This window comes from Mucilaginibacter agri (assembly GCF_009928685.1).
GTDB lineage: Bacteria > Bacteroidota > Bacteroidia > Sphingobacteriales > Sphingobacteriaceae > Mucilaginibacter > Mucilaginibacter agri.
Map to the genome: position 1 here is coordinate 266,561 of NZ_WWEO01000039.1, position 13,065 is coordinate 279,625.

Sequence of the window (13,065 nt, forward strand, 5' to 3'; positions counted from 1 at the left end):
TGATATTTTAACAAAAATTTAAACTTGATTTAAAATTATTACCGAAGATATATGTATAAAGAAGCGCATTTTGATGGCTATAATTCAATTCCAGGTGTTTGGGACGAAATGTATCTTCAGAATTCGGATATTAGGCCGCATTATCAGCGGGTTATAGATTATTTATCTAAAGAATCGCCCGACGATTTGGGCAAAAAAGAGGAGTTAGCCCAAAGGTTGTTTATGAAACAGGGGATAACCTTTACTGTTTACAACAGCGGTGAGGGTATCGAGAAGATATTTCCGTTTGATATCATCCCCCGCATTATAACCGGCAGCGAGTGGAACTTTGTAGAAAAAGGCATAAAGCAGCGCCTTACGGCACTCAATCTTTTCCTGAAAGATATTTACCACAATCAATTTATTGTAAAAGATGGTATTATACCAATTGATGCCATTTACTCATGCCCGCACTTTTTGCGCGAAATGTACCAGGTAGATGTGCCTTACGATATTTATGTACACATTGCAGGTATCGATTTGATTCGCGATGAAGAAGGTACTTTTTATGTACTGGAAGATAACCTGCGTACACCATCAGGTGTAAGTTATATGCTGGAGAACCGCGAGATCACCAAGCGTTTGTTTCCAGATCTGCTGCCTAACTGCGGCGTGCGTAGCGTTACCGATTATCCTAACATTCTGTATAGAAACTTACAGGCATTGTCGCCAAGGCGCGTAAGCAATCCTACTATTGTGTTGCTGAGTCCTGGTATATATAACTCGGCTTACTTTGAGCATACCACACTGGCGCGCTTAATGGGGGTAGAGCTGGTTGAAGGGCGCGACCTGGTGGTAAACAATCAGAAGGTATATATGAAAACTACCACCGGGTTGCAACAGGTAGATGTGATCTACCGTCGTGTTGATGATGAATACCTCGATCCATTGGTTTTTAATCCTAACAGCGTGTTGGGTGTACCGGGCATTATGGGCGCATATCGTAAAGGTAATGTGGCCATTGTAAATGCTATCGGTAATGGAGTGGCCGATGATAAATCGATCTACATTTATGTACCCGATATGATCAAATATTATCTTAACGAAGAACCTTTGCTGAAAAATGTGCCAACTTATCGACTCAATAACCCCGACGAGCAAAAACTGGTATTTGAGAACATCAATAAAATGGTGATCAAAAAAACCAATGAAAGCGGGGGCTATGGCATGCTGATGGGCCATGCATCAACAGAAGAAGAAATAGACCGCTATAAACTGGAGATACTAAAAGAGCCGCGCAACTTTATCGCGCAGCCAACCATCAGTCTTTCGGCAGCGCCATGCTATATTCAGGGCGCACTGAGACCGCGACGAATTGACCTTCGCCCTTATGCCCTTTGCGGCCCTGATGGTATTGAAATAGTGCCAGGCGGACTAACCCGGGTGGCATTGAAAGAAGGCTCGCTGGTTGTAAATAGCTCGCAAGGCGGCGGTAGTAAAGATACCTGGGTGCTGGCGTAAGCCCCCCGACCCCCTAAAGGGGGAGTTGAAAACGCGACAAAGAATTATAAATATAACATACAAATTAAAGTCTTCCACCTTTAGGGGATCGGGAGGACTAACTAAAATTCCCCCTTTAGGGGGCAAGGGGGCTAAATGTTAAGCAGAGTAGCAGCAAGTTTTTATTGGTTAAGCAGGTATATAGAGCGCAGCGACGGTATTTTACGTATGCTGAAAATAAATTATGCATCGTCGCAGGATGCTATTCAGGGGTTTACCTGGGAGCCGGTGATCCGCATATTTTCGGGTGCCGACCAGGAGTTGTTTGATAAGCTGAACAATGATAGTCGCACGGTGATCAATTATATGGTTACAGATAAAACCAATCCGAATTCGATCATCAGCATTATTACCCACTCGCGCGAGAACGCCCGTGGTGTGCAGGAACACATTAATACCGACTTGTGGCAATGCTTAAACGAGTATTACCATTGTGTGCAGGATAAGAGCCTGAGTACGCGGCTAAAGAAGGAGGACCCGATAAGCGTGCTCGACATTTTGATAAAGCAGGTAATGTTATATTATGGCACTGCCGAAGTGACGATGGAGCGTGGCCCCGGTCGTAGCTTTATGAACATTGGTAAATACCTCGAACGGGCTATCCAGTCGATAGATATATTGGATATTAAGTTTGGTCCGCTTAATAATAACCCGGATCTGCTTACCGATACCACTTATTGGAAGCACTTACTGCAGTCGCTAGGTGGTTATGAACTTTATTTAAAAACCTATCGCGATGGCCTCGAGGCACATAATGTACTGGAGCAGGTCATTTTAAACAATGATTTCCCACGGTCGGTTATTTATTCGGTTAATAACATACAGCGCTATTTCGATAGGCTGAAACTGGACAGCAGCATGACCGATTACCAGGAGCTGTCGTTCTTCATAGGTAAGCTGCAGAGCCATATCAAATACAGCTCGGTTAAAGGCATCCAGAACGATGGCCTGCACCTGTATTTAACCCATTTGAAAGACCAGCTTTACCAGATTGGTAACCTCATGAACGAGCGCTATTTTGCCAATTCGTAGTTTGTAAAAATTAAAATCTAATACGCCATGCCCGAATTTAAAATTCAACATATAACACGTTACTCTTACGATGGCGCGGTGCGCGACAGCGCGAATCAGGTAATCCTGTTTCCGATAGTGGATGTACACCAAACCGTGCTTAAACACGATCTGCATATTACCGGCAATCCAATTGTTGATACCCATGTAGATTATTATGGCAACGAAGTGGGAAGCTTTACTTACTCTGTTCCGCATAATCAAATGGTTATTAACTCGCAATTGGTGGTAAACACCATGCCTCGACAATTGCCTATGGACGATATATTTCCGGCCCAGCAGTGGGAAACGCTTACGCAGTTACAATATACCGTGCCTTATATTGATTTTCTGAAACGCGAGTATTTTGATGGTATTGACGAGCTGAAAGCCGTAGTAAGCGGGCAGAAGAACGAGGGCGATACCCCATACCAATTGGCTCTGCGTTTTTGCCAGTACGTTTATAAAAACTTCGAATATATAAAAGGGGTAACTACCGTTGAATCTAAACTGGAAGAAATCTGGAAACTAAAGGCCGGTGTTTGCCAGGATTTTGCTCACATGCTTACCGAGATGCTTCGCCTGGTTAATATACCGGCCCGGTACGTAAGCGGTTACATTTGCCCCAACCATAGCGGTATGCGCGGCGAAGGTGCAACCCATGCCTGGGCCGAAGCCTATATACCCAACTACGGCTGGCTGGGCCTCGACCCAACCAATAATTGCATAGCTAACGAAACCCACGTTCGCCTCGCGGTTGGTCGTAACTTTTTAGATTGCTCGCCGGTAAAGGGGGTTTATAAAGGCTCGTCGGGGCACCATCTGGAAGTGGCCGTGTCGGTAGGTTACCAGGATCACGAACCCGAACCGATAGCCGATAAGTTTGCCGAAAGGGTAACCGCCCCCGGTCCGTTTACTAATAACGGTAACGATGGTTCTAAAAATAGCTATCAACGCTATATGGAAATGATTCAGCAGCAACAACAACAACAGCAGCAGCAGCAGTAATTAGTCTGGCATTAAAAAGTATACAGCCGTCCCGATGATTATTGGGGCGGCTTTTTTGTTTGTCGACACGCGTTGTCATTGATTTGTTACGATAGTTTTGATGCAGGAGGTTAAACCTGTGGAGGCAAAATCTATCTATCCTATTAAACAATGACAATTATGAAAACTAAAATATTTGGAGGTTTATTAATTGCAATACTAGCAGTTACCTCTGCAGCCGAAGCTCAAAACCGTACCCCTGTAGTTAACCATCGCCAGTACGAGCAGCAAGCCCGCATCGGCGAAGGCGAGCGCCACGGCCAGCTTACCCGCGCCGAGGCTTACCGCCTGCAACGTAACGAGGCATACCTGCAACGCGAAAAACGCATAGCCATGGCCGATGGTCGCATAACCCCTGCCGAACGCCGCCACCTAAGCTACATGCAAAACAGGCTGAGCTATAATATTTACGACAAAAAACACAACGGTGTTAGATATTACTAATTGATAAATGTGTGATGTGGTTTGATGAGAAGGCGAAGCCCCTAAAAAGGCTTCGCTTTTTTTTGTTGTTAAACGTGCAGATTATTATACTTTTGCAAACTTGTTAATCCGGGAGAGGTGTCTGAGTGGTCGAAAGAGCACGCCTGGAAAGTGTGTATACGCCAAAAGCGTATCGAGGGTTCGAATCCCTCCCTCTCCGCCAAAATTTTAAACGCTGCCAGTTTGGTGGCGTTTTTTTGTGTTTACTTATCTTTAGTTTGGTCCAAGCAATGCAGAGCTTATAAGAAAATCAGAAAAATGATTAAATATAATTTTATAGGATTGAGGATTGCTAAAGCATATCAAATTCTGACCCTATTGTTTTCCATCTTATTCCTTGGGATTACATTCTTATTAGGTTCATCGATTTCTGTTGACTTATTCTTTCTACTAGTTGCTTTCCTTATTAATGCCTTTTACTATTTGTTTATCGACATCAAATACAATTCTCAAGAGTTTGTTATAGAAAAGTTTCTTTGGAGGCGAAGTCTTCCATCAGATCAATTTATAAAAGTTGAAAAATTATTTTTTAACTTTTATGTTATTGGTTTTGCGAAAAATAAATATTTTTTTCGAGAGGATATAAAGTCAATTTTTAAAGACGGAGAATATAAGACAAATGAAATCTTAAACCGACTGGGGCGTGAATAATATTGTTAAAAGTTAAATCTAAAATTCCCCCGCGCTGGCGCACGCGTGCCGCGTGTGACTTTGTAAGGAGCAACTAGTTGATAATTGTATGAAAATGAATTACTGTATTTTGATTTTAGCTTTTTTGGCAACAGCTTGTAAAAGTAGGTCGAATCAAGCTTCAACATTCTTTGCGGGTTTTGAAAGTGATTCACTTTCAAAAAATGGAATTGTTTAGATATTGATAACGAAAAAATTTGTGTGCCTTCTGAGTGGAAGGCATTGCAGCAAACTAAATATGTTTACTATTCGAGAACAGATAGTTTAGATAAAAATAAATTTTTTGTAGTTCTGAAATATAATAAAAAGATAAGTGGCCTTAGCGATAATAAATATTTAGCTATAACTTATTCGAAGTTAATGGATGGCATTATCGAGAAATTTACTGGCTACACTACAAAGAAAATTATCTTTCAGGATAAGATTGCTTATTATAGTCAGTATTTTACGAGGTTGAATGATAAGCCATATTTAACTTATTCAATGGTGTTTGATATTGATAACAACCTTTATGAATTTGCAATGAAAGCCGACAGCGCAAGTTCAATAAAATGCGAAAAAACTTTTAAAGACTTACTCTTTAATTTTCGATATAAAGGGAATGCCGTATTCGCTAGTAAGGCTGAGATAAAGGACATTCAAGTTGTTGATTTGTCAAGAATATAATAGACGCAATCTTCAAGTGCAACAACCATGTACCACGTGCGACTTTGTAAAGTGTAGCTACGTTTCTTAAATCAAAGTATAATCCAACGAAACTAGCCGATAGTTGCACACTCCAATGCTGGCGCACACGTGCCGCGTGTGATGTTATAAAAATTGTGTAGTTAGCCCTAGCCTTATTAAATCGATCGTTTAGCAGGGCTAATTGATATTGCACGCAGAACGCATGGGCCACATAGGGCAAAATGTCTTAGCAAATCAACTGGAAAAAAACTGAACCTGTTACTAAAACACACTTAATGGTAAAGCTAACGCCTCTTGATTGTACTTAAAACTAATGCAGATGTTAAACAGTAATAAGAGATATATTATTTTGATACGCCTAATCATTCTCTCGGCAATCGGATCGCTTATCCATTCTTGCATCAACGATAATTATGAGCTCATCAAAAAGGATCCTGTTAAAATTAAAGCTGTGATAATAGATGAAAAAATCTATCGGCCTAATAGTCCAGTATCTCATGATTTTTATTATGCTTATCAATTTGAAGTTCGCGGTAAGCACTTCACTGGTAACTCAGGTAGCGCACATTTCAAAATTGGAGACTCTGTAGAAGTACAGTATTTAAGAACAAACCCTGAAATAAGTACGTTGTCTGAAAAGTAAGGTCCCCGCATGCTGCCGCAAGACTCCGCCATGTGATATTATAGTATAGCTAGATTTTGAAAAAGATCATTATTTAGGCCGAAGATTGGTGTTGCCGCCAACCTTGTCCAATGTGCTGGCGCGTTCGTGTCCAGACGAAATTTTTTTTAATTCATTTTCACCAATGCCCATCAATCATTCCTCAAACTTTTTACCGGATTCATTAAAGCTGCCTTTACGGTTAAATAAGACACGGTTGCAAAGGCGATTATCAGAACAATGAGAAAGGGAGCCGCGAACAAACTCCAGGTAATATTGATCCTGAAGGCATAGGTTTGCAGCCATTGGTGGCTTGCATACCAGGCCAGCGGTGCCGATACCAGGAAAGCCACAATTACAAGTACCGCAAAATCTTTATATAGCAACTTTAATATGCCGTTAACAGACGAGCCCAATACTTTTCGGATGCCTATTTCTTTGGTTCGTTGCACAATGGTGTAAGATACCAGCCCGAATAAACCCAGGCAGGCCACAAAAATGCCAATGCCTGTAAATGCGGCAAACACCTGCCCAAATTGCTTATCAGCATCATACTGTTCGTTAAAATGCTGGTCGAGGAAAAAGTAATTAAACTCATCGCCGGGAAAAAATTCTTTCCAGTGAGCTTTCAGAATAGCAATGGTTTGGGGTAAATTTGATGTGCTTACTTTTACCGAAACGTTACCACGTACGTCGGGTATGCATCTGATAATGAGTGCATCATAAGCATCGTGTAGCGACTGCTGGTGATAATTTTCAACCACGCCCGTAATGGTGTATACCTGTCCCCAAAAATCTATTTGTTTACCCAGCGCCTGCTCTGGCTTGGTGAAACCAATTTGCTCCACTGCTTTACGGTTAAACACCACTGCATGCGGATCTGTTGAATAATCTTTAGAAAACAGTCTTCCGGCTATGAGTTTAGCGTTATATGCTTTCAAATAATCGTAATCGCCGCCAATAATGCGGTACTGCTTGGCCGCAGTATTAGGTGCACCTACCAATTTAATTCCTCCCGCATTCCATTGAACCGGTTCGCCGGGAACCGAAGTAGATACCGTAACACTTTTAACAGCCGGATCGCGTAAGCTTTCTGTTTTAAAACCGCTCATGCTGCGATAAAAAGAATCTACTTTAGCCAACGGAGGTTTTATGACCAGGGTTTGATTAATATTTATGCCCAGTTTTTGCGCTTCCATAAAGCTCACCTGCCGGTAAACGGTAAGGGAGCCGATCAACAAAAATATAGAAGCCGAAAACTGGAAAACCACCATCCCTTTGCGCAGCATAATACCTTTTAATGAGGTGGTAAGTTTACCCTTCAACACATCTACAGGTTTAAATGCGGATAGTACAATTGCCGGATAAAATCCGGAGAAAAACGATCCCAATATAAATAAGCCAATTACTGCCAGCCAGAATGCCGGTGCTATCAATAAAGTGAGGCTTAAATATTGCCCGGATAGCGTTGCGAAGAGTGGTAAGCAAACAATGATCAATCCAATAGCCAGTAAAATTGCCAAGCCGTTAAGTACCATAGCTTCCAGTAAAAATTGCATCACTAACTGCAATTTCGCCGATCCGAGGGTTTTGCGTACCCCTACCTCTTTGGCCCGCCCAATACCTCTTGCTGTTGCCAGGTTTATGTAATTGATCCAGGCGATAATAATCACAAATATGGCTATGCCTGCCAACAAATACACAGACTTACCATCGCCGTTCGGCTCTGCTTCGAGCATTAAATGCGAGTACAGGTGAATACTTGTTAAAGGTTGTAAATGATAAATAGCACCCTCGCCATTTGCTTTATATTGGCTGTATTCTTTATTGATATAAGGTATAAATTTGGCTTCGAGCGTTTTTGGATCGGTGCCAGGTTTGAGTAATAAATAGGTGAGCGCGCCATCGTTAAGCCAGGCGTTATCAATATCATTTTTGGGTCCCACAAATTTTAAAAAAGTGCTGTACGACATCAATACATCACATTTAAAGTGCGTATTCACAGGGAAGTCCCTCATTACACCGGTAATCTTTATCGGTTCATTGTAGCTGAAAGAAACTAATTTGCCAATCGGGTTAACCTTTCCAAAAAGTTTTTTGGCAACGGTTTCAGTGATAACGGCTGTATTAGGTTCCAGCAGTGCAGTTTTGGGATCGCCTGCGGTAAGTGCGTAACTAAAAATATTAAAGAAAGAGTTGCCCGCAAAGTAGGTTTTCTCCATAACCAATTTCTGATCCTGATAGGTAGCCAAAACAGAACCATTACCCAGTATTTTAACGAAATCTTCGATCTCAGGAAAATTCGCTTTGAGCTTGCTTCCTACTGCGAAAGCGCCCCCAGCCCATTGGGTGCTTAATTTTCCGTTGTTAAATCTATCCTGACTAACCCTGAATATGCGTTCCTTCTTCGTGTGAAAATTATCATAATTCAATTCAAACACTACGTATTGGATAATCAGCAAACCCGCAGCCATGCCTATAGCCAGGCCGGTGATGTTGATAAACGAAAAAGCCTTGTTCTTTTTCAGGTTTCTAAGGGCGATCAAAAGGTAATTTTTAATCATGACGAGGTGATTTCCAATTGGATAGCTAATAACGTGCCGTATTTTTAACTAATTGTTTATGAGGTTGTTATGGTGTAGTTTATGTGATCGTATCGTTCGGTTGTGATATGGTGGTTGTACGGTTGCGGACAGTGGTTTGATTGCAAACATTGCTGAAAAATTGCACACTTTTTCTCAGATATGTATCAGGTTAGATTATTTGCCTTTGAAGAAAAATGCATTTCATAATTTTAATCACCAATTAAAATCCAAGCCTTATGAAAAGTAAATTTATCTGGCTAACTAGCCTTATCTTAATCACTATTTTTACAAATTGCAAAAAAAGTGAGCAAGCACAACCAAGCTCATCATCCACCGACCAAGATCCATTTATGGTTAGCAACAGCGTATCTGTGGCTGATATCGGTACTACAAACAAAGTGATAACTATTGCGGGCAAGGCTAATACTTCAGGCTCCGCGGATGGCGCAGGTAGTATTGCGCGTTTTAATCATCCAATGGGTATCCAGTTGTTAAAAGATGGGTCTTTATATGTGGCCGATGAATATAACGACGTTATCCGTAAAATCACCCCCGAATATCAGGTGTCGACAGAAAATCTGAATACGGGTTCTTATGGTAGTCTTTTACGGCCGCTATATGTTGGCGAAGATGATAAGAAAAACCTGCACGTGATTGGGTTGGTAGAAATAGGAGGGGGCGGCACACAGCAGTGGTTGTTTGATCCCGGTAGAAATGTTTTGGCAAGCGACGGGGGATTTTATATAACACATGCCTGTTTAGCAAAAGATCCGTATGCAGACTTTTTTTGGAGCAGTTCGGGATATGGAATATTTGTAAGCTATGCGGATGTTCTAAACATTCCCCAGCATTCTATTAATGAAAGCACACTTTTTGGTGATCCTAATGAAGAAAACGAACGCGGATTTAGATTGACAGGATTATTTACAGGCCGTAATAATGTAATTTATTTTGCCCATAACACTGGTTTATACAAACATACCCCAAGCGGAGTAGACGCCCTAATAAATACGGGAACACCACTCGGCAATATTACCAGTATCGTGTTAAATGCCGACTGTAAAACAATGTACCTCGCAGCAGATGGTTATATCAAGAGAATTGTAAATGGCACGGTTAGCAAACTTGCAGGGCCTAATACCGCTCATCCCGACGGACGTGATGGAGTGGGCTTCGACGCCGATGTAAATGCCAACAGCCTTGCGTTAGGCGATCATGAAAACGCACTTTATTTTTCGGACACAAAAACGCACACGATCAAAAAGCTGCAGTTAAAGTAAAAAGTTGAAAAGGTTATTATTCTGCGCTAATTTCCCGCAAGGCACAGCCCGGCGGGAAATTAGCATCTGATTCTTGCTGAGCACTAAACGGTTACCGTGCTTTATTTGGCATTGTTAACCTCTACTTGTTTTACCTCGCTTACTTGTATAATCGGCTGAATGTTAGTATAATTTTTAAAGTCGCCGATTATTGCATCTCTGTGTTGCCCTACAGCCTTATTATATTCAGCAACATCTTTTACGTAGAAATAACCGACAGCTAAATAAGGCACTTTATTAGTTGGTGTTCTGCCCGATATGCCTTTATCAATTTCATAAAATTTTAGGTTTTTGCCCAAAAAGCCCGCTACCATTGGCATGTGCTTTTGTTGATAGTAGTCCATGTCAAACGTTTTTCCGTCGCCGTTTGGATATAGGATCGTCACCTTAAACATTTCGTTCCCGGGTGTGGATGCGTGTATCAATTGGTTTGTTTTGCAACTTAACAAGCCTGTAAAGGCAGTTAGTAATAAAAAGAATTTCAGTTTCATTGGTTTTCAATATGAGGTCTAATTGAATGCAATAAGGTCAGTATCTTCGAAATTACTAACTATATACGCTTATTCAAAAATATTACTTCTGATATTCAGTGCTTTAAGTCTTTGCTGTATTTAGAATTTTCTAATGTAAATTCTGATCAGCCTGGCGGCTGACTTGTTGCGTTTGCCTTAACCAATTAGGCTTTTAACTCCATCCTCATCTCCAGCATATGGGGGCTAAAGCCCGCTTTCTCATAAGCTTTCAGTGCGCTAGCGTTTTCCGCATAAACTTCCAGTCTGATCTCAGTAATGCCTCGGTCTAAACTCCATTGGCCTAGAGCGTCAATTATTTTGCTATTTACGCCTTGGCCACGGTAGTCGGGCAATACATACATAAAGCCTAAGTGAATATATTGATTATGCTTTAGATATACTTTTGCGTTTCTGATCTGCGCATAACCGCAGCCTATTACTTCGCCTTCTAATTCAGCAACAAAAATGCCGGTATCTGCTGAATTGATCAGTTCGGCAATGTCGTAGTAAATTATATTTCCCGGTTTAATGGTGCTGTCAAAAGGGCGCTCGGCGTTTACAACTCCTTGTTGAAATGTAAGAAGGGTATCCAAATCTGATAAGCTGGCCTGCCTGATATTTAAATTGTCCATTTGTTATTTATAATTGATGTTTTTTGGTGAGATAGATAGCAGAAGTACTGCGCCGTATTTTTGTGTTATATATTTTTAAGTTCGCCAATAGCGGTGCGGGTACATCTTAAAATACTATCCTGTAAATCGGTACCGGTGCTGTTAAGCGGGTCAATGGCTTTAACCAAATTGGCTCTCAAAATATAAAGCTCTTCCTGATTTTTCTTTCCCGCTTCTTTTACCAGTTTCAACTTCATGCGTTGTTCCTGCTGATCTTGCTTTGGGTTAAATATGCCATTTAACTGGCTGCATTGGTCGCAAACGCCATTTTTATTAATTAGCGCACACCTGTTCTCAAAAATGCCCGACATTAATTTCCTGGCGTCGTTCAGCAAATGTTTTATTACGCCCTCGGTTTTGTTCAGAATATGGCAAATTTCTTTGATCGGGAAGTCATAAATATCCTTCAAAATCAATGTTACCTGGTTTTCGATGGGTAAGGTTTTGGAGATACAGGTGAAGCAGAAATCAATATGCTCTTTAATTTCATAAGCCCCGGTGCTTGAGGTTTGATGAACCACTCTGAATACCTGGCCCACCTCGGGGTTATTGATAGCTAAAAAAGCGCCCTGATCTTGCGCATCTGCAGGCCATCGTTTTAATTTCTTTAAATGATCATAAGCCAGATTAGTGGCAATGGTAAATACCCATGTTTTAAGCGATGAATCCTGCTTAAACGTTGCGATTTTGTCATATGCCCTGATAAAAGTATCGTGCATCAGATCTTCGGTATAGGTGCGGTCGGCAAGTAAACGGTACAGGTACGATTTTAGTTGGGCCTGAAACCCGGCAAATAGAATTTGAAATGAATTAATATCGGCGTTTAAAGCTTTATTAAATGTTTCCTGGTTTTCCATTGATTAGTATAAAGTTGAGTGAAATTAGTAAATGAGCTGCAGACTTTTAGACTCAAGCCTGCAACCCCGAGTTGTTAAATTACATCTTGCTTGCCACAATCTACATCAACCACATGGCTGTTAAAGGTTACCCCATTATCTGAAACAAGGAACGCAGCTACTTCGCCAACTTGCTGCAACGTTGGGCCCGACTTTAATAAATCGTTCCGGGTGTAAAAGGCTTCCATCTGATCTTGGGGAATACCCATTTTTTTCGCGAAATTTCCCTTTACCTCCTTCATTTTTTTGGTTTCTATCAAAGCAGCAGAGTTAAGGCAGATTACTTTGACTCCTTGCTTCCCGAACTCCGCAGCCATTACCCTGGTTATGCCCTCGATAGCTGCGCAGGCAGCCGTAATTCCAGACATGCATGGTAGCTTGGTTCTCGATAATGCGGCCGAGAGCGTCAAGATTGTCCCCTCCGAACCCGATTGTATCATGTATTTCGCCGCCAACCTCGATGTGAGAAATTGAGAGCCAGTTATAGTTTGCATGGGCTGTAGAAATTGCTCAAACGGTACATCGATAGTCGGTATGCCTGCCGCAGCAGCGCAAATACTTAGCCCAATGCCATTAAATACAGCATCTAATCTGCCATTGTTATCCACAATCTTTTGTAGATATTGGTCAACTTCGGTCTCGTTCAGCGCGTCCACCAGGGCTGCTTCGGAGTGGCCGCCATTACTGTTAATTACCTGTGCTAAGTTTTCTACGGCCTCCAGGTTTCTTGCACTCAGGTATACTTTTGCTCCGTGTTTGGCGAATGATCGGGCAACTGCTCCCGAAATCTCTCCCGATGCTGCAAAAACTACAGCTACTTTGTTTTTTAAACTGTCCATTTTGATTGCTTTTTCGTTTTGACGATTGGGGCAGAAAAAACGATCGGGATTTTTGGATTTTTTTTGAGGCTACTGTGTCTATTTTC

The 13,065-nt window shown here is 41.5% G+C and carries 13 protein-coding genes and 1 tRNA gene; 9 read left to right on the top strand and 5 right to left on the bottom strand.

Annotation, left to right across the window (positions count from 1 at the left end; all coding sequences use genetic code 11):
• The first annotated feature begins 51 nt into the window (after positions 1-51).
• The 8 genes from GSY63_RS05555 (at position 52) to GSY63_RS05590 (ending at position 6,139) form a co-directional block, all read left to right on the top strand.
• Positions 52-1,500: a circularly permuted type 2 ATP-grasp protein gene (locus GSY63_RS05555; RefSeq protein ID WP_166584831.1), complete on the top strand. Its 1,449-nt coding sequence runs from the start codon at positions 52-54 to the stop codon at positions 1,498-1,500.
• Between the two features lie 135 nt (positions 1,501-1,635).
• The gene (locus GSY63_RS05560) at positions 1,636-2,571 is read left to right on the top strand and encodes an alpha-E domain-containing protein (protein WP_166584832.1); all 936 of its coding nucleotides are present in this window, start codon (positions 1,636-1,638) and stop codon (positions 2,569-2,571) included.
• Between the two features lie 27 nt (positions 2,572-2,598).
• Entirely contained in the window at positions 2,599-3,597 is a 999-nt protein-coding gene (locus GSY63_RS05565; protein ID WP_166584833.1) for a transglutaminase family protein, read from the top strand.
• Positions 3,598-3,756: 159 nt separating this feature from the next.
• The gene (locus GSY63_RS05570; RefSeq protein WP_166584834.1) at positions 3,757-4,080 is read left to right on the top strand and encodes a hypothetical protein; all 324 of its coding nucleotides are present in this window, start codon (positions 3,757-3,759) and stop codon (positions 4,078-4,080) included.
• 111 nt (positions 4,081-4,191) lie between these two features.
• Positions 4,192-4,282 (top strand) — tRNA-Ser (locus GSY63_RS05575).
• A 95-nt stretch (positions 4,283-4,377) separates the two neighbouring features.
• Entirely contained in the window at positions 4,378-4,770 is a 393-nt protein-coding gene (locus GSY63_RS05580; protein ID WP_166584835.1) for a hypothetical protein, read from the top strand.
• A gap of 240 nt (positions 4,771-5,010) precedes the next feature.
• Positions 5,011-5,475 (top strand): hypothetical protein, encoded by a 465-nt coding sequence (locus tag GSY63_RS05585; protein WP_166584836.1) that lies wholly within the window; start codon positions 5,011-5,013, stop codon positions 5,473-5,475.
• Positions 5,476-5,815: 340 nt separating this feature from the next.
• On the top strand, positions 5,816-6,139 hold the full coding sequence (locus GSY63_RS05590; RefSeq protein WP_166584837.1) for a hypothetical protein: 324 nt from the start codon (positions 5,816-5,818) through the stop codon (positions 6,137-6,139).
• A 170-nt stretch (positions 6,140-6,309) separates the two neighbouring features.
• On the opposite strand, the gene GSY63_RS05595 is transcribed toward GSY63_RS05590, so the two are convergent.
• Complete coding sequence (locus tag GSY63_RS05595; RefSeq protein WP_166584838.1) at positions 6,310-8,721, bottom strand: ABC transporter permease; 2,412 nt, start codon at positions 8,719-8,721, stop codon at positions 6,310-6,312.
• Between the two features lie 257 nt (positions 8,722-8,978).
• Here GSY63_RS05595 and GSY63_RS05600 point away from each other — a divergent pair, with 257 nt between their 5' ends.
• The gene (locus GSY63_RS05600) at positions 8,979-10,022 is read left to right on the top strand and encodes an NHL repeat-containing protein (RefSeq protein WP_166584839.1); all 1,044 of its coding nucleotides are present in this window, start codon (positions 8,979-8,981) and stop codon (positions 10,020-10,022) included.
• 101 nt (positions 10,023-10,123) lie between these two features.
• Here GSY63_RS05600 and GSY63_RS05605 read toward each other — a convergent pair whose 3' ends face one another.
• The 4 genes from GSY63_RS05605 to GSY63_RS05620 all read right to left on the bottom strand — a co-directional run bounded on the left by GSY63_RS05605 (position 10,124) and on the right by GSY63_RS05620 (position 12,979).
• Positions 10,124-10,552, bottom strand: a complete 429-nt coding sequence (locus GSY63_RS05605) for an EthD family reductase (RefSeq protein WP_166584840.1) — start codon at positions 10,550-10,552, stop codon at positions 10,124-10,126.
• 185 nt (positions 10,553-10,737) lie between these two features.
• Complete coding sequence (locus GSY63_RS05610; protein WP_166584841.1) at positions 10,738-11,205, bottom strand: GNAT family N-acetyltransferase; 468 nt, start codon at positions 11,203-11,205, stop codon at positions 10,738-10,740.
• A 65-nt stretch (positions 11,206-11,270) separates the two neighbouring features.
• Positions 11,271-12,101, bottom strand: coding sequence for an RNA polymerase sigma factor (locus GSY63_RS05615; protein WP_166584842.1), 831 nt, complete (start codon positions 12,099-12,101; stop codon positions 11,271-11,273).
• Positions 12,102-12,175: 74 nt separating this feature from the next.
• Positions 12,176-12,979, bottom strand: coding sequence for an SDR family NAD(P)-dependent oxidoreductase (locus GSY63_RS05620; protein ID WP_166584843.1), 804 nt, complete (start codon positions 12,977-12,979; stop codon positions 12,176-12,178).
• Between the last annotated feature and the right edge of the window lie 86 nt (positions 12,980-13,065).